Source organism: Pedobacter arcticus A12 (assembly GCF_000302595.1).
Classification (GTDB): domain Bacteria; phylum Bacteroidota; class Bacteroidia; order Sphingobacteriales; family Sphingobacteriaceae; genus Pseudopedobacter; species Pseudopedobacter arcticus.
The window spans coordinates 511,545-528,686 of the sequence record NZ_JH947127.1 but is presented as its reverse complement, the minus strand read 5'-3'; the positions used below and the strand labels follow the sequence as shown (position 1 = coordinate 528,686).

General features: G+C 36.5%; 21 protein-coding genes. 8 read left to right on the top strand and 13 right to left on the bottom strand.

Annotated elements, in window-relative coordinates; translation table 11 throughout:
- Window positions 1–11: 11 nt before the first annotated feature.
- The 6 genes from B176_RS0113935 to B176_RS0113910 are packed head-to-tail and all read left to right on the top strand — an operon-like array spanning window position 12 to window position 3,660.
- Window positions 12–959 carry a CdaR family protein gene (locus tag B176_RS0113935; protein WP_017259439.1) on the top strand — a complete coding sequence of 316 codons (948 nt, stop codon included), beginning with the start codon at window positions 12–14 and terminating at the stop codon, window positions 957–959.
- A complete protein-coding gene (gene coaE / locus B176_RS0113930; RefSeq protein WP_017259438.1) occupies window positions 959–1,561 on the top strand; it encodes a dephospho-CoA kinase in 603 nt (200 codons plus the stop codon). Before B176_RS0113935 ends, coaE begins: the two co-directional genes overlap by 1 nt.
- Window positions 1,561–2,496 carry a hypothetical protein gene (locus tag B176_RS0113925; protein WP_017259437.1) on the top strand — a complete coding sequence of 312 codons (936 nt, stop codon included), beginning with the start codon at window positions 1,561–1,563 and terminating at the stop codon, window positions 2,494–2,496. The genes coaE and B176_RS0113925 overlap by 1 nt, the downstream gene beginning before the upstream one ends.
- On the top strand, window positions 2,497–2,655 hold the full coding sequence (locus B176_RS21125) for a DUF5522 domain-containing protein (RefSeq protein ID WP_017259436.1): 159 nt from the start codon (window positions 2,497–2,499) through the stop codon (window positions 2,653–2,655).
- Window positions 2,656–2,667: 12 nt separating this feature from the next.
- Window positions 2,668–3,117 (top strand): MarR family winged helix-turn-helix transcriptional regulator, encoded by a 450-nt coding sequence (locus B176_RS0113915; RefSeq protein ID WP_017259435.1) that lies wholly within the window; start codon window positions 2,668–2,670, stop codon window positions 3,115–3,117.
- A 15-nt stretch (window positions 3,118–3,132) separates the two neighbouring features.
- The gene (locus B176_RS0113910; RefSeq protein ID WP_017259434.1) at window positions 3,133–3,660 is read left to right on the top strand and encodes a KdsC family phosphatase; all 528 of its coding nucleotides are present in this window, start codon (window positions 3,133–3,135) and stop codon (window positions 3,658–3,660) included.
- A 49-nt stretch (window positions 3,661–3,709) separates the two neighbouring features.
- Here B176_RS0113910 and B176_RS0113905 read toward each other — a convergent pair whose 3' ends face one another.
- Complete coding sequence (locus B176_RS0113905) at window positions 3,710–4,165, bottom strand: ferritin-like domain-containing protein (protein WP_017259433.1); 456 nt, start codon at window positions 4,163–4,165, stop codon at window positions 3,710–3,712.
- Between the two features lie 21 nt (window positions 4,166–4,186).
- Window positions 4,187–4,735 (bottom strand): hypothetical protein, encoded by a 549-nt coding sequence (locus tag B176_RS0113900; protein WP_017259432.1) that lies wholly within the window; start codon window positions 4,733–4,735, stop codon window positions 4,187–4,189.
- Between the two features lie 164 nt (window positions 4,736–4,899).
- On the opposite strand from B176_RS0113900, the gene B176_RS0113895 reads away from it, so the two are divergent.
- Window positions 4,900–5,457, top strand: a complete 558-nt coding sequence (locus B176_RS0113895) for a Maf family nucleotide pyrophosphatase (protein ID WP_026063350.1) — start codon at window positions 4,900–4,902, stop codon at window positions 5,455–5,457.
- 109 nt (window positions 5,458–5,566) lie between these two features.
- On the opposite strand, the gene B176_RS0113890 is transcribed toward B176_RS0113895, so the two are convergent.
- The 11 genes from B176_RS0113890 to B176_RS0113840 form a co-directional block, all read right to left on the bottom strand.
- Window positions 5,567–6,514: a Ppx/GppA phosphatase family protein gene (locus B176_RS0113890; protein ID WP_017259430.1), complete on the bottom strand. Its 948-nt coding sequence runs from the start codon at window positions 6,512–6,514 to the stop codon at window positions 5,567–5,569.
- A 160-nt stretch (window positions 6,515–6,674) separates the two neighbouring features.
- A complete protein-coding gene (locus tag B176_RS0113885) occupies window positions 6,675–7,985 on the bottom strand; it encodes an ABC transporter permease (protein WP_026063349.1) in 1,311 nt (436 codons plus the stop codon).
- 4 nt (window positions 7,986–7,989) lie between these two features.
- Complete coding sequence (locus B176_RS0113880) at window positions 7,990–8,889, bottom strand: ABC transporter ATP-binding protein (RefSeq protein ID WP_017259428.1); 900 nt, start codon at window positions 8,887–8,889, stop codon at window positions 7,990–7,992.
- A 46-nt stretch (window positions 8,890–8,935) separates the two neighbouring features.
- Window positions 8,936–10,339, bottom strand: coding sequence for a PQQ-dependent sugar dehydrogenase (locus B176_RS0113875; protein WP_017259427.1), 1,404 nt, complete (start codon window positions 10,337–10,339; stop codon window positions 8,936–8,938).
- A 141-nt stretch (window positions 10,340–10,480) separates the two neighbouring features.
- Window positions 10,481–11,305, bottom strand: coding sequence for a mechanosensitive ion channel family protein (locus B176_RS0113870; RefSeq protein ID WP_017259426.1), 825 nt, complete (start codon window positions 11,303–11,305; stop codon window positions 10,481–10,483).
- A 37-nt stretch (window positions 11,306–11,342) separates the two neighbouring features.
- The gene (locus B176_RS0113865) at window positions 11,343–12,527 is read right to left on the bottom strand and encodes an aspartate aminotransferase family protein (RefSeq protein ID WP_017259425.1); all 1,185 of its coding nucleotides are present in this window, start codon (window positions 12,525–12,527) and stop codon (window positions 11,343–11,345) included.
- A 64-nt stretch (window positions 12,528–12,591) separates the two neighbouring features.
- Window positions 12,592–13,014, bottom strand: a complete 423-nt coding sequence (locus B176_RS0113860) for a hypothetical protein (protein WP_017259424.1) — start codon at window positions 13,012–13,014, stop codon at window positions 12,592–12,594.
- Between the two features lie 2 nt (window positions 13,015–13,016).
- A complete protein-coding gene (locus tag B176_RS0113855) occupies window positions 13,017–13,604 on the bottom strand; it encodes a hypothetical protein (RefSeq protein WP_017259423.1) in 588 nt (195 codons plus the stop codon).
- A 29-nt stretch (window positions 13,605–13,633) separates the two neighbouring features.
- Window positions 13,634–14,182 carry an RNA polymerase sigma factor gene (locus B176_RS0113850; protein WP_017259422.1) on the bottom strand — a complete coding sequence of 183 codons (549 nt, stop codon included), beginning with the start codon at window positions 14,180–14,182 and terminating at the stop codon, window positions 13,634–13,636.
- 66 nt (window positions 14,183–14,248) lie between these two features.
- On the bottom strand, window positions 14,249–15,202 hold the full coding sequence (locus tag B176_RS0113845; RefSeq protein WP_017259421.1) for a transketolase family protein: 954 nt from the start codon (window positions 15,200–15,202) through the stop codon (window positions 14,249–14,251).
- A gap of 160 nt (window positions 15,203–15,362) precedes the next feature.
- Window positions 15,363–16,208, bottom strand: coding sequence for a transketolase (locus B176_RS0113840; RefSeq protein WP_017259420.1), 846 nt, complete (start codon window positions 16,206–16,208; stop codon window positions 15,363–15,365).
- A gap of 205 nt (window positions 16,209–16,413) precedes the next feature.
- Here B176_RS0113840 and B176_RS21190 point away from each other — a divergent pair, with 205 nt between their 5' ends.
- The gene (locus B176_RS21190; protein WP_017259419.1) at window positions 16,414–17,139 is read left to right on the top strand and encodes a hypothetical protein; all 726 of its coding nucleotides are present in this window, start codon (window positions 16,414–16,416) and stop codon (window positions 17,137–17,139) included.
- Window positions 17,140–17,142 lie beyond the last annotated feature (3 nt).

The window sequence follows — 17,142 nt, the reverse complement described above, 5'->3', positions numbered from 1 at the left end:
GAAAATATAAAATGGGTTTAATCAAACTAACAGCAGTTGAAAGACGAAAAATAAGTATTTTTTTTACTTGTTTGATTTTGGCGATAGCAACGTGGCTGTTTTTTTCTTTATCCAATAAATACGAGTACGAGGTTAAAACCATCGTAAATTTTAAAAACTTACCAGTTAACAAAGCTTTTAATCCACTCCAGTCAGATACAGTTTTGCTAACTGTACAAGGCACAGGCTGGCAACTATTATTTACCAGGCTAAGAATTTATCCGCGGGATGTACGTGTAGATTTAAGCAACCTGAGTAAAAGAAACTACGTGACTTTTACAGATCAGATGCGTTCTATCAACGCTTATTATTCATCAGAACAAAGGATCGTGAGCGTACAGCCCGATACTTTATACTTTGATTTTACCACACGGCAAGTAAAAAAAGTGCCCGTTAGGTTAAATAGCAAGCTTAGCTTTATCAAACAGTTTGGGCAGTCTGAAGATATTGTTTTAAAGCCCGACTCGGTTACAGTAACCGGACCATTAGAGCAATTACAGAAAATAGAATATTGGACAACGGATACCTTTTCTAGAAAAGATATTAGTAATACCATTATTGATAAAATTACGCTGAAGGCTACATCTGCACCAAATATCACCATTTATCCTCCGCTTACCGAAGTAAAAATACCAGTAGAAGAGTTTACAGAAAAACAGCTTTTTGTACCCATCAAGGTTATCAACAATAACCAATACTATAATGTGAAATTGTTTCCAGATCGGGTTAAAGTTACCTTTATGATTTCTTTATCTGATTATGAAGATACAAATGAAGACGATTTTGATGCGGTTGTGGATTTAAACACTTGGAAAAATTTCGGCGCTACTATGCTTCCCATCAGGATTGTAAAAAAGAAACCTTTCTCGAGGATCAGATGGATAGAGCCTTCTCAAGTACACTTCATGGTGAAAAAATAATGTTAAAAGTAGGGATTACCGGAGGAATAGGTAGCGGAAAAACTACCGTTTGCGAGATTTTTGAATTGCTGAATATTCCTGTTTTTAATGCGGATGATAGCGCCAAAACTTTAATGGTAACAGATAAAGTGCTGATTGCCGAAATTAAATCAGCTTTTGGGGCAGTTTCTTATTTTGAGGATGGTAGTTTAAATAGAAAGCATATTGCAGAGCTGGTTTTTTCGAATCCCGAAAAATTAGCACTTTTAAATTCTTTTGTGCATCCGGCAGTATTTAAAGCCATGGAGTTATGGGTGCTTGAACAAACTACTCCTTATGTGTTAAAAGAAGCAGCACTGCTTTTTGAAAGTGGATCATACCTTAGTAATGATTTTAATATTTTGGTAAGTGCGCCAGAAAAATTACGCATTGCCCGCGTAATGAAACGCGATAACGTAACTGCAGAAAAAGTCAAAGAACGCATCCAAAACCAAATGCCAGAGGAAGAAAAGAAAACAAAAGCAGATTTTATTATCGATAACAACGAAACTGAATTTTTAATTAACCAGGTTTTAGCATTGCATCATCAATTTATTGAAATAGCGTCTAAACAAAAAAAATAATGAAAGACGATTTTTTGGTAAAAACCACAAACGGACTTTATTGCAAATACGGCGATTTTTACCTCGATCCCCAATTGCCGGTAAGCAACGCCGTAATATCTCATGCGCATGGAGATCATGCCAAACCCAACAATCAAAATGTATTTTGTACTGCCTTTACAGCGGAAGTAATGAAACTTAGGTTTAAAAAAAAGGCGGGAAATTATTTCGAGGTGTTTGATTATCATCAAACCTTTAAAATAGGGCCTGTAATTCTTAGCTTTTTGCCGGCTGGGCATATTTTAGGTTCGGCAATGGTGAAAATGGAATATTTAGGGAGTACTTATCTTTTTACCGGAGATTTTAAATTGCAAAAAGACGAAAGTTGTGAGCCAATTGAGTTTTGCAAGGCGGATGTTTTAATTACAGAAACAACATTTGCCAGCCCCGATACCAAACATCCAGATCCGGAAAAGGAAATCAAAAAGCTTAATGCTATTTCAACAAATATACTTTTAGGCGTTTACGGATTAGGGAAAGCGCAACGCTTAACCAAGCTTATCAACCAAGTTTGTCCGCAAAAAGTAATTCATTTACACTATTCGATTTTCCCTATTCATCAACTTTATCAAAAGCAAGGTATTGACTTAGGCGAGTTCCAACATTACGATAGGAAAGCATTTAAACAAAATCAAACAAATCAGGTTTATATGGTGCCACCACTTACCTTCAATAGTTACGGTAGGGCTTTGGGAGTAGTCAAAATGTTTGCTTCGGGTTGGAAAAATCTGCAATATGGCAATGATGAAAGTCTTTATATATCAGATCATGTTGATTGGGATGATATTTTACAGACCATCAAAGAAGTTGACCCTCAACAAGTTTGGACAATTCATGGTGATGGTAAGCAATTAAAAAGTTATTTTAGCGATTCGTTAGTGGTGAAGATTCTTTAAATGTTAACAGAGAAAGTTGATTACTACATTAACGAAGACGGGAACTTCGTTTTTACTGAGCATTATCACTTACAAAGGGGGTATTGCTGTAAAAATGTTTGTAAGCATTGTCCTTGGAAATTTAAAAGAGAAAAAAAAGCGGATCGGCCAAACAATTAATTTTAGTGCAAAATGGAAATTGAAAAAGAAATACAGAATGCAAAGTTTAAAGACGAATATCAAAAGGCGTACATAAACATCATCTATACTTACAATTGGCTTAACGCCATGATTAAAGCGGAGCTTGCAAAATCTAAAATTACCCCACAGCAATTTAACATTTTACGCATTTTAAGAGGTCAGCATCCTAAACCGGCGACAATCAACACTATCAAAGAACGGATGTTGGATAAAATGTCGGATGCTTCTAGAATCGTAGATCGCTTAGTAAGTAAGGATTTGGTTAAGCGTACCGTGTGCGAGGCCGATCGTAGAGCAGTTGATATCGTTATCAGCGATAAAGGCTTAGCACTTTTGGAGGGTGTAAAGTTAGAAGAGTCCATGGCTATCACACTTTCAGGTCATGTTACCAATGAGCAAGCGCTACAATTGAGCGATTTACTTGATGCCTTTAGAGGTTAATGATAAAATTTTTACATGCTTAATAGATTAAAAGATATTACCACGTTTGTTTTCGACGTTGACGGAGTACTGACCAACGGAAAAATTTTAGTAGCCGAAAATGGCGAGCAATTGCGGGAATACAATATAAAAGATGGCTATGCAATGCAATTAGCCGTTAAAAAAGGTTACCACATGGCAGTAATTACCGGTGCCAAAACAGATGCTGTGAAACTAAGGCTGCAGGGGTTGGGCATTAAGGATATTTACTTAAACGCATCGTACAAAATGCCTTTCTTTTTAGATTTTCTTGCCAAAAACAATATAAAGCCAGAAGAAGTTCTTTATGTGGGTGATGATTTGCCAGATCAGGAAATTATGGAAAAAGTAGCTATTGCGGTGGCCCCCGGAGATGCTGTACAGGAAATTAAAGATATCAGTAATTATATTTCTCCGTTTAATGGGGGAGAGGGTGTGATAAGAGATATCATCGAAAAGGTACTTAAAGTACAAGGTAAATGGTTTGTAGATAAACCCAACGCCGATGATGGCGCTCTAAAATAAAAAAACCCCGAAGTCTAGTTTATAAGCTTCGGGGTTTTTTTTTGTTTGATTAAGATTGGTGTTGAATTTTAAGGCTTTCGATTTTAGCCAGAGCACTTGCAATACCTTCTCTTTGCTTAGATAGCATCGCATAATGGTCAGCGTGGTCACGATAGTCTTCCAATACCTCATCGTATTTAGCCAAAGCAGCTTTTTCTCCAGTAGTTATTGCCTCTAAAATTGCAGCATCGTTATCTGCTGTAAAAGCATCTTTGATATCTAACCAAGCTCTGTGCAAAGCACCTAATACGCCACCTTCATCATTATCTGATGAGCCTCCATGTTGCAAGATATGTGCTTTCAGTTCTTCTTCATAAGCATAACGTTGATTGCTCAGCTCCAAAAAAGTAGATTTTAGATTTTCGGATTTTACGTTCCCAACGGCTTCTTTGTAGCCAACTTTTCCATCATTTAAAATGTTGATTAGTCCTTTTAAATCCGACACGATTTCATTTTGATTTTTCATGATAAATTGATTTTAATTAATTTATAATAAGAGTAGAATTTGCTTTGCGAAAACTTCCCATTTAAGGTAATTAAGGAAGCTTCTGGATTGATCAATTGTGATTTGGTTAGCAATTTTAATATCCATACTAATGGTATTAATAAGCCTTTTTAAATGTAACTCGCATTGGTTTTTTAAGGTGCCGACTGGCGAAAATTCATTTAATTCCGGACTGTCTACTTGTCTAAGTTTGATGCACATAGCCTCTTCAGAAAGGTCTTCCTCTTTGATATGCTGAACTTCGTCTACAGCAAACCACACAGGTTTATTGGCACCACCGTGGGCTGCGACTTTTAAATAGTCGCCTTTTTCAAGCTCTTTTTCTACAGCTACACCTAAACTGTTATGAGTGCTTATTTGGTATGCAAAGTTGAATAAACTCATGTAATTCCATTGCTGGATATTGAACAGCCGATTTTTACAATCGTTGTAGAAGTTACTTACCTCGCCTTTGTTGTTAATCCTCTTCACTTGCGTAAACCTGGCAGACGAAAAGGTTTCTAAATGTTGATTTTCTAAGATAGTAGACATTGTTTTTGTTTTTCTGTTTGGGGGTTATACAGAATTAGTACCAGAAAACAAGATGTAGCTAATAGGACTATTTATAAATTTGATAAAAACATTTTTTCAAACTCAATTTGATTTTTTCATTAAAGGATAATTATTGCATTTTTGCCTGTCAGAAAAACAGAACAGTGTATAGAAAAATATATTTAGCATCTAAGTCGCCACGTAGGCAAGAACTTTTAACCCTAATGGGATTTGAATACGAGTTATTGTTGAAAGACGTTGATGAAAGTTATCCGGATTTGTTGCCTTTAGCGGAAGTAGCAGGCTATATTTCAAAAGTAAAAGCAGCTGCTTTTGAGCTGCCCACAGCGGGTTTATTGATCACTTCAGATACGGTAGTGATTCTTGGAAGCGAGTTATTAGGGAAGCCAAAAGATGCGGATGATGCATTTGCAATGCTTAAAAGCCTGAACAACCAAACGCACACCGTAGTAACTGGCGTAACGCTAAAATCTATAGAAAAGATCTTTACTTTTTCCGAAGCAACGGATGTCACTTTTAGCAATTTAAGCGACGAGCAAATTTGGTATTACATCAATAATTTTGAACCTTTTGATAAAGCTGGTGCTTATGGTATTCAAGATTGGATAGGGATGATTGGCGTAAAAGCAATCAACGGTTCTTACACAAATGTGATGGGTTTGCCAACGGAAAGATTGTATAAAGAGATGCTTGAGTTTTGAAGGAGAGAATGAGAGAATTTTGAATGAATGAATTTTTTGCGGAATGTAGATGTTTACGTTTGCAATTATTCAATCATTTAAAACCCACTCCTTCAAAAATACTCCTCCATTAATCAAGACTAAGCAATAAGCCTTCTTTTAAAGAATAAGTACAGGTAATTATTTCTGTGATTTTTGATTGATTTAAAACAAAGTCGGTAAGTATCGAAGCCATTAAAATCATATCCACCCTTAACGGGATTAAGCCTTGCATTGCTTCACGCTGTTGATGATTGCTGGTGATAATTTCTTTTAACAAATTTTTAAAGTCGTGGAAATTATGATCGAAACGTTTGAAATTACTGGCATCAAAAGTCTCGTTTTTACGTACCGCAATTATATTGGCGTAGGAATCGAAAGAACCTGCAGTACCTATAAGTTTTATGGGTTTTAGCTGTTCAATTGCTGATTGTAAGTCTGCCAGCGTATTTTTAAAAGCTGTCTCCATTGTTGCAATGGTGCCTGGTTTAATTGCATCCGTATAATCATCGTAATCTGCTAATAATCTGGCGGCGCCCAGTAAATAGCTTTTCTTCCAGAATATTTCAGCTTGATTGCAAAGTATAAATTCAACGCTTCCACCACCAATGTCCATAATCAGGTCGGTTTGGTTGCTTAAAAGCCCAGCGCCTTTTGCACCAGTATAGATGTACTCGGCTTCTTTTAAACCATCGATAATTTCGATTTTAATATTGGCTTTCAACAAAGCTTCATCAATAAAAGCTTGTCCGTTAGTTGCACCTCTCACCGCAGCCGTTGCAGTGGCTTTTACACTTTCAATTCTGTGTTCCTTTAGTGCTTCTCTAAATAAAATTAGGGCATCAATTCCGCGTTTGTATGCTTCGTTAGTTATATATCCGTTGTTTACACCGCCTTCGCCAAGCTTTACAGGAATGGTATTTCTATAAACTACGTTAATGTTATTATTTTTATCAACCGTAGCAATTAAAAGATGGAACGTGTTGGTGCCAATGTCTATTACCGCTTTTTTGTTAAGTATTTGTTGGTTGGTTAGCATTTAGGTTGTTAGTTGGTTCGTCTTTTACTAGCTATAAATTCCATCGTTGGTCGTCTTTTATCAGTTTGGATTTTTTAATTTAGTTCCTCGACCTCGCAATTATTCAATCCTTCTCTCATTCAATTCTTCAAAATTAATTTAGCTATTCTGTCCCTCAAAATTATTCTCTATATGTAAACCACTTTGCCAGTTCTTTGTAAGTGATTTTTTTACCATGCATTAAAATACCAACTCGGTAAATGCGAGACGCAACCCAGGTTGTGAAAATAAAGCCAGCAATTAACAGCACAATAGAAAGCGCCAATTGCCAAGCAGGTACTCCAAACGGAATTCTAATCATCATGGCAATGGGGGAGGTGAACGGGATAATGGAAAGCCAGAAAGATAAATTGCTGTCTGGATTGTTTACAATCACATTCATCCCTAAAATAAAAGTAAATATGAGCGGTAAGGTGATTGGCAACATAAACTGTTGAGTCTCTGTTTCGTTATCTACAGCAGAGCCAACCGCGGCAAAAAGCGCACTATATAGCAAATAGCCACCTATAAAGTAAAACAGAAATGTGCTGATAATAAACGGAAAATTGATGGTGTCTGCCGCTTTGAAAAACTGTTGTGCAGCACCTCCATTTTGAGCGGATATTTCTGTTGGTATCTTGTTTTTAGTGTCAGTCTGTTCTGTTTTGGTATCGCTCTGATTCATAAAAGCATTAGCACCTAAAGTGGATAAACCTGTACTCAAGATAATCCAAAGTAGAAACTGCGTTAAACCTACAGCGCCAACACCTAAGATTTTCCCCAACATGAGTTGGAAGGGCTTTACTGATGAAACAATCACCTCTACAATTCTGCTGGTTTTTTCCTCGATAATACCACGCATTACTTGGGCTCCGTAAATAAACAACGCTAGATAAATTAAAAATGCGCCTAAAAAACCAACCACATAAGTTGCTCCAATGCTTGCGTCTTTCTCACCCTCGTCTGTTAATTGTTTGGCGTTGATATTCACTTTCGCTTTTGCGCCGTTTAAAACAGCTGTATCAATCCCTGCGGCTAATAGTTTTTTGGTCTGCAAAATACTTTCCATCTGATTTTCTATTTCGCTAACCAGCGCAATTCCAGGTTTCTTTTCCGCAATAATTTCTACGTCGCCAGTTTCCTTAAAATTGTTGCCAATGTAAAGCAGAAAAACGTCTTTTTCAGTACGGGCTTCTTTTTTTGCCGTTTCGTATTCTGCATCAATGTAATTGAACGTTACGTTAGACTGGTCTTTAAACTGATTCTCGAAAATTCCACTTTTGTCAATTACATTGAATTTTTTTGCGGTATCGTCGCTGTTTTTATAGATAAAGAATATAGCAGCGTACATCCCTATGAATAGCGATGGAACTAAAAAGGTGAGTATCAAAAACGATTTCTTTCTTACCCTGCTTAGGTATTCTCTTTGGATAATTAAAAATACTTTATTCATAGGCTTAGGCTTTCACTGTTTTAATGAATATCTCGTTGATGGTTGGTATAACTTCTTTAAAATAAGTTAAGTTAACCAGAGGAATTAGTTCTTGAAGCAGATTATTAGCACTAAAACCGTCTCTTAATTTTACAGTTTGTACGATAGCTTCCTCGTCACTAATATTTGTGTTCAGCAAATCTGCAGTTTGCAGGTCAGCTTGTTCAATAGCTTTGTTTAAACCGATTTCAAAAGTATTGTTTCGGTAAGCGTTTTTGATAGATTTTACACTCCCGTCTAAAATTTTGTGCGATTTATGGATAAGCGCAATGTGCTTACAAAGTTCTTCTACCGACTCCATGCGGTGGGTAGAGAAAATGATGGTTGAACCTTTTTTATTGAGTTCTAAAATCTCGTTTTTGATGATTTCCGCATTAACCGGGTCAAAGCCCGAGAAAGGTTCATCTAAAATAATCAATTCGGGTTCATGCAAAACCGTAGCTACAAATTGAACCTTTTGTTGCATCCCTTTTGAAAGGTCCTCAACCTTTTTTTTCCACCAGGTTTGCATTTCCATTTTCTCAAACCAGTATTTGATTCTTTGGGTAGCATCAGCTCTGCTTAGACCTTTTAACCTGGCTAAGTAAAGCATTTGCTCCCCAATTTCCATTTTTTTGTACAGCCCTCTTTCCTCTGGCAGGTAACCTATTTTACTGATGTGGCTTTGGTTTAGTTTTTCTCCATTCAAATAAATTTCTCCACTATCTGGCGCAGTAATCTGGTTAATAATTCTGATTAGTGATGTTTTTCCAGCGCCGTTTGGCCCCAATAACCCGAATATAGTACCGCGTTCAATTTCTAAACTTACATCGTCTAATGCCCGGTGTTTAGCATATTCTTTTACAATATTTCTGATACTTAGCATTTCGCTTTTTTGTGTTTGACTGTTTAGGTAGATTTTTATTACACGTTTATTGCTGAGGGACGAGCTTGAAAATTCCTTCGCCCTCAACGGCCATGTACAGATAACCGTTTGGCGCCTGTCTTACATCTCTAACACGACCAATGTTTTTAAATAAAAGCTCTTCTTTAACCACTTTTCCATCTTTAATTACGCATCGGTTTAAATATTGAAACCTTAAAGAACCCACCATTAAATTACCCTCCCAGCCTTTGTAGATTTTGCTGGTAACAAATGCCATTCCGCTGGGAGCAATAGATGGATTCCAATAATGCAGAGGACCCTCAATTCCTTCTTTTTGAGTAAGTGGCGTAATCACCTTACCGTTGTAATTTATCCCGTATGATACCATAGGCCAGCCGTAGTTTGCCCCTTTTTTTATGATGTTGATTTCGTCTCCACCTCTTGGACCGTGTTCGTGTTCCCAAATTTCGTTGGTGAAAGGGTTTAAAGCCAAGCCTTGTGGATTTCTTTGCCCATAACTATAAATGGTTTTGTCAGCTTCGGGCGTATTATAAAATGGGTTGTCTTTCGGAATATCTCCGTTTTCCGTAATTCTGTGGATTTTACCTAAACCATTTCTGATATCCTGCGGGTTTTCTTTTTCATTCCCTCTTTCTCCCACAGAAAAATAGAGCATTTTATCTTTTCCAAATATCATCCGAGAACCGTAATGGTGCTTGGTTTTACTGTATGGTTTTGCTATAAATATGTCTTTCCCGTTTATAAGTTCTTTGTATTTAAGTTCGGCTTTAAAAATAGCTGTAGTCTGTTGCGTTGCATCATCTGGGTTCGGTTTTGAGTAACTCAAGTAAACGATTTTATTCTTTGCAAAGTCGGGATGTACCAATACATCCATTAAGCCACCTTGGCCTGCAAAAACTACTTTTGGTACTCCGTTTACTTTGGTGTTTTTACCATCGGCCCCGACTAAATAAAGTACGCCAGATCTATCCGTAACCAACATTTGGCTGTTCGGTAAAAAGACTATTCCCCAAGGATTCTTTGATTCATTGAATACTTTCTGCAGTTTTATTTTTCCGTTTTCTGTTTCGAAAATAGTTGATTTTGGTTTGTCTGTAAATGAGTATTTACTTACATTTTCGATTCCCTTAATAATGTAATCTGCCAATGCTTTAATTTCATCGTCTTTAAAGGTTTCTGCAAACGCAGGCATTCCGCCCTCCTTATAGCCGAACTTTATGGATTTGAATAAATCTTCAGGGTTTTTTCCATTTTTCCATTTTCTATCTGCAAAAGCGTTCATTTTTGCGCCGTGGCAGCCAGAACAATACGATTGGTAATTAGCTTCGGGAGACGCTAAAGTGTTGCGGTCTTTTTCTTGTAAGCCTAATGATAAAAAGGAAATAATGGTTATGGCACCTAATAAGGTGAGTGATTTTTTTGTTTTCATAAAACTGATTTATAGCTCAACAAAATAGTGAATTTAATACACATTAATCTAAATTTCAGGTAAACACTATCCTATTGGAAACCGCCTAAATTGTAGTGTAAGTCACTATAAACCAATAGAAAAAGTTTGTTTAATTTGTCGCTAACTATTTTCTGATTTAAAAACCTGTACGTCTCTTTTAGGGAATGGCACTGATATTCCGGCTTTATTGAAAGCTTTTCTTACGTGTTCCTGCTTGCTTAAGTAAACGTCCCAAAATTCATCATTGTTTACCAAAGCTCTTACTCTTATGTTCACTGCGCTATCACCCAAACTATCTACGTAGATGTAGGGAGTTTCCCTATCCATAATCCGTTCATCCGAAAAAATAGTTTCTTTGATGATTTCTTTGGCTTGGTCAATATCGTCGTTATAACCGATACTAAAGATCCACTGCATTTTTCTGGCAGGCTCAGTGCTATAATTGGTGATGATGTCGTTATAAAGTTTTCCGTTTGGGATAATGATGGTTTTATTGTCGTAGCTTTTTAAAACGGTATAAAAAATCTGTATTTCAGAAACCGAAGCTATTACGCCTTGTGCTTCTATCACGTCACCAACTTTGAAAGGTTTCAATATCAGAATTAGAATACCGCCGGCAAAATTTGCTAAACTGCCCTGTAAAGCCAAGCCAATAGCCAAACCGGCAGCTCCTAATATTGCCACAAAAGATGTCATTGCAATACCCAGTGCAGATAATATAGTAAGGATAAGTAATATCAGGAGCGCATTTCTGACCAGACTTTTTAAGAAAACACGTAAAGATGGATCCACATTTTCGCGTTCCATTACGTTGGCAAAGGTCTTTGTTAAAAACTTGATGATCTGATAACCTATAAAACCAATGATAACTGCTTTTATTAATGCAATTCCTAAGTCGGCGCCTTTTGTAAGTAAAAATAATTTTGCTTGTTCTATATATTCCATATTTATTGTTGATCTGTAGTTAAGTAATTTAGGGTTGTTAAAGTTCGTTTATTGTTTCCACAATGGTTTTACACGCAAATTTGATCTCTTCCTCTGTGATATTTAATGGTGGCGCAATGCGTAATGCCGAATCACAGTGTAAAAACCAGTCGATAATTATTCCTTTATCCAAACACCTTTTGCTTACCTCTTCTACTTCGTTAAAATTAGCCAGTTGTACCGCAATCATCAAGCCTAAACCCCTTATTTCTTTAATTTTTGGGTGAATTAGTAGGTTTTTGAATAAGTTTTCACGTTGTTTTACACCACTTACCAAATCCTCATCTAAAATAGTATTTAGCGAAGCCAAGCCAGCAGCACAACTTACTGGGTGACCGCCGAATGTAGTAATATGCCCTAAAATTGGGTTTTCTTTAAGCACATCCATTATTTCTTTGGATGCGATAAAAGCGCCAATAGGCATCCCACCGCCCATTCCTTTGGCAATTAAAAGAATATCGGGAATAATATCATAATTTTCAAAAGCGAAAAGTTTTCCAGTTCTGCCAAAGCCAGTCTGTATCTCATCAAAAATCAACAAAGTTCCTGTCTCGTCGCATTTTTTGCGTAAGGCTTTGATATAATCCAAATCCGGAACCCGAATACCTGCCTCGCCTTGTACGGCTTCTAAAATTACCGTAGCAGTTTTGGTTGTAATGTTTGCTAAATCTGGCAGGGAGTTAAGTTGGATAAATTTAATATCTGGCAACAGTGGCCGATAAGCCTGTTTGTAATACTCGTTACCCATTAAGCTTAATGCGCCATGCGTACTGCCATGGTAAGCGCCGTTGAAAGATACGATTTCTGTACGATTGGTGTGCTTTTTGGCAAGTTTTAAAGCGCCTTCTGTAGCCTCTGTACCCGAATTGGTGAAATAGACGGATGAAAGGCTTGGTGGTAAAACTTGGCTTAGCCGATGGGCAAACTTTACTTGTGGCGATTGAACAAATTCGCCATAAACGGTTACGTGTAAATATTTTTCGATTTGTTGCTGTATGGCGCTAATTACATTTGGATGTCGATGCCCAATGTTGCTCACCGCAAACCCCGAAACTAAATCGAGATATTTTTTTCCGGATGGATCAAATAGATAAGAACCTGTTGCTTTTTCAACTTCTAATAGTCTGGGAAAGCTAGAGGTTTGGGCAGTATTTAATAAAAAAAGTTGTTTCTGACTTAACATATCTGCAAAGATACATTAATTCATAAATGTGTTTTTGATTGGTTTTTTTGAAGATTTAGTTGTTTTACGGACGATTTTTTAATTGTTTGATCAACTCTTCTCTGAAACTTCGTTCTGCTTGATATAATTTTTTTATTTTCTCTGGAGGGAGAACTTTGCCAAACTCCATTCGGTATTTTTTCTTTAGTTCTAACAGTCTACTGTCAAAACTAAAATCATCATCCACAGCCTTATTGGGGTCGTTTGCGTTGGCTATTCTGCTTTGCTTTTTTTGTTTGATGAGTTGATTCCATTCGGCTTGATAGTCTTTATATAAAGGCCAAAATTCTTTAGACTCCTCATCATTAAGTTCTAGCTTGCCCGATATGTAACCAAATTTAATGGCTTCAATCTGCTGTGTTTTTTTATTGGGTTGTTGCGCAAAAGAAACTTGGTTTATCCCTAAAGAAAAGGTTATGGCAACTACAAATGTTATAAATAGTTTCATGTTTAATTAGGTGTTTTTTTCAATTGAAAATCATCAATACTTAAATCAGAAGCATCGTCAATATTTTCAATTAACATGGGTAAATCACTGTTTTCTGTATGCTGATTTAAATAAGTTTCTATATCGTCGGCGGGTATTCTAGATAATTGGTGTGATACAGTAGTATTGTATTTTACATTGAAGTAGACGCCTAAGGTTGTTGTAAATAAAATACAAGCTGCAGCTGCATACCTAATAAAATGTAGTTTTATGATTTTTGAGGTTTTTGGTTTTGCAACGCTGTTTTGTATGCGTTCTTGAGCTTCAGAAAAATAATTACTAGGAACGTCAAATCCAAAACCTTTAGATTCAAGATTTTTAAATGTGTTTAAGTGAACTGAGGATGTAATCTGCTTACTAAGTTCGTCGAAATAATTATTGGGTACTTCAAATGGATTATTAATTAACTCGCTGATTTTTATCTGATTTGTAATTTGCTCAGTTAGCTCGTTGAAATATCCTTCTGGAGTTTTAAAGGTATTTTGTTTACTTATTGTTGCTAATGTTGGGGCTTCTTTTTCTAGTTCCATTTTGTCATCCTCGCTTTTCATAAACATTGATTGATTTTTAAGGAAAAGGTTTAATCTGTGGATAATAAGTAATGCTCTATTTTTTTTACCGCCAAATGGTAGGATGCTTTTAACGCACCAACACTTGTACCTAAAACGTCTGATATTTCTTGAAACTTCATGTCGTCATAATATTTCATATTGAAGACCAACTTTTGTTTTTCTGGCAGAATTAGTAAGGCCTGCTGTAGTTTTTTCTGAATTGCATCGCCCGAGAAATAATTTTCTTCGTTTAGATTATCAGTAAGTTGTTCGGGTATTTCATCAAGCGACACATTGTTTTTTGCTTTCTTTTTATTTAAAAAAGTGATGCATTCGTTGCTTGCAATGCGATAGAGCCATGTGTAAAGCTGTGCATCCTGTCTAAAGTTAGACAGATTTTTCCAAACCTTAATAAAAACATCCTGCACTAAATCATCGGCATCGTCATGATTTAAAACCATCCTACGTACATGCCAATAAACTTTCTGCTGATATTTTTTTAGCAATAGAGAAAAAGCCTCGTGACGAGTTTTTTCATCTTCAAATTTCTGAAGTATTATCGAGTCGGCTATCTCCATTTATTTAAAAACTAATAAGCCGAAGGTATTAGACTTCGGCTTACGTTCAACGATATGTTAAGAAAATTATTTTCTTTTCATTACTTTTTTAACAGCGGCTACAATGTTGCTGCTATCTAAACCGTATTTTTTCATTAATTCTGCTGGAGTTCCGCTTTCGCCAAAACTATCATCAACTGCTACAAATTCCATTGGAGTTGGTGTATTTGTTGATAATAATTGTGCAATGCTTTCTCCCAAGCCACCATAACGGTTATGCTCTTCGCAAGTTACTACGCATCCAGTTTTCTTAGCAGATTTTAAAACTGCTTCTTCATCCAAAGGCTTAATGGTATGTATGTTGATGATTTCAACGTCTATTCCTTCTTCTGCTAATTTTTCGCCAGCTAAAATTGCTTCCCAAACCAAATGCCCAGTTGCAAAAATACTTACGTCTTTACCTTCATTCACCATCCAAGCTTTTCCAATTTCAAATTTTTGATCTGGATCTGTAAAAACAGGAACTACAGGGCGACCGAAGCGTAAATAAACCGGACCTTCAAACTCGGCAATAGCTTCTGTAGCTGCTTTTGTCTGATTGTAATCGCAAGGATTAATTACTGTCATCCCTGGCAACATTTTCATCATCCCGATGTCTTCTAAAATCTGGTGTGTTGCACCATCTTCTCCTAAAGTTAAACCAGCGTGAGATGCACAGATTTTAACGTTTTTGTTAGAGTAAGCTATAGACTGGCGGATTTGATCATAAACTCTTCCGGTAGAAAAGTTAGCGAAAGTACCTGTAAATGGAATTTTTCCACCAATGGTCATACCAGCTGCAACACCCATCATGTTTGCTTCAGCAATACCCATTTGGGTAAATCTTTCTGGAAAAGCTTTGATGAATTCCTGCATTTTTAGCGAACCAATTAAATCAGCACAAAGCGCTACCACTTGGTCGTTCTTTTTACCAGCTTCTAAAAGCCCCGCTCCAAAACCAGATCGGGTATCTTTACTTTCTGTATATGTGTATTTTTTCATGTGTTTATATTTTAAACAGCGGCATTCAAGAGTGCTCCGCAGTTTTTCACGATTTTTTATTTTATGTTTTTGAGTTCAAGCATGCTATGCAAGACTTCATGTGTTATATTTTCTGTAAAGTCAGTCGTTTGACTTTATACTTTACACTTTTAACTTAAAACTAGTAATCTCCGTAAGTTTCTTCTAACTGGCCCAAAGCATCAGCAAGCTGTTCTTTGTTTGGTGCTACACCATGCCATTTATGAGAACCTTCCATAAAATCAACACCTGCACCCATTTCTGTTTTCATCAAAATCATGATACATTTTCCTTGTCCGGTTTTTGATTTTGCAAGTTCTAAAGTTTTTACAACTTCGTCCATTTGATTACCGTCCATGTGTAAAACTTCCCAGCCAAAAGCTGTAAATTTCTGGTGCAAATCTAATAGACCCAAAACTTTGTCAGTTGGTCCATCAATCTGTTGTCCGTTAACATCAACAACGCAGATTAAATTATCCACTTTATTGAAAGGTGCAAACATTGCCGCTTCCCAGTTTTGACCTTCTTGTAATTCGCCATCACCATGTAGGGTGTAAACAATACCTTGGTCTTTATTTAGTTTTTTTGCTAATGCGGCACCAATTGCAACAGACATTCCCTGACCTAAAGATCCAGAAGCAATTCTGATTCCTGGTAAACCTTCATGCGTTGTTGGGTGACCTTGCAATCTTGAGTTTAGCTTTCTGAAAGTTTTTAGCTCTTCAATATCATAATAGCCAGATCTAGCTAAAACGCTGTAAAAAACTGGAGAAATATGTCCGTTTGATAAAAAGAACAAATCCTCACCTATACCATCCATATTGAAAGATGGATCGTGTTTCATTATTTTAAAGTATAAGGCAACTAAGTAATCGGCACAGCCTAAAGAGCCTCCAGGATGCCCAGACTGGCATTCGTAAACCATACGTACAATGTCTCTTCTTACCTGAGAGGCCATACGTTTTAAATCGTTATTTTCTAGTGTCATATTAATGATTGTAATAATCCAGCTAAGTTAAAAAAAAATACTTGAAAGCTGGGCTGCTGGTGGAGGTTGCAGATGTTAACAACACAATGTGGAAAACTTTTTGAATATAAAAGTTTTATATGGATAATCTTTGTTTATTGGGTGTTTACCTAGGATTATAGATATTAACAATGTTTATAAATAACGTTGATAACTTTTCGAGAGTATGAAAAAAACTTTATCTGTCAATAATTATTTCAAAAAAAGCAAGCTGTTTTACCTGTTATTGATGGGTTTTGGGTTGAGTTTAGTACTTAACCAGCAAGGTTTTGCCCAAGGATCTGTAGGTGTTGGTACCGCAACTCCAGATAAGAGTGCTGCATTGGATGTAACTTCTACCACTGGTGGAGTTTTGGTGCCACGATTAACAACTGCGCAAAGAAATGCTATTGCCACACCGGCAAACGGCTTACTGGTTTATAATACTGATGATTCTAAATTTAATTTTTGGGATAAACTCAAGTGGAGCGAAATTGGAGAATCTTTAACATGGTTTACTGGTCAAGGTTTGCCTAATAATGATATGGGTAAATTGGACGATTTGTACCTAGATCAACAAACGGGATATGTTTATCAACAAGAAGTAAGTTCTTTTCCGCCTCAGCAGTTAGCTTGGACGCGTAGAAATCTAAATAAAAGCAACAAGCAAACACTTAATATTGCTTCTTCAACAGTTCCAGCTAATGGTTCTTTACCTTATGTGTTTGATTTTGTAGGTGCAAAAACAGAAAACGCAGTTGCTTGTTCTCCTGCTTTTTCCTTGCCAGACGGAATCATCATTTCTCATGCTTGGGTGAGTGCTCCAGATAAAATTTCAGTTAAGTTTTATAATATAAAGACAGCGGGCGGGGCTGTTTCAATCGCAGGGAATTACCAAATCGCTATTTTTTAATTT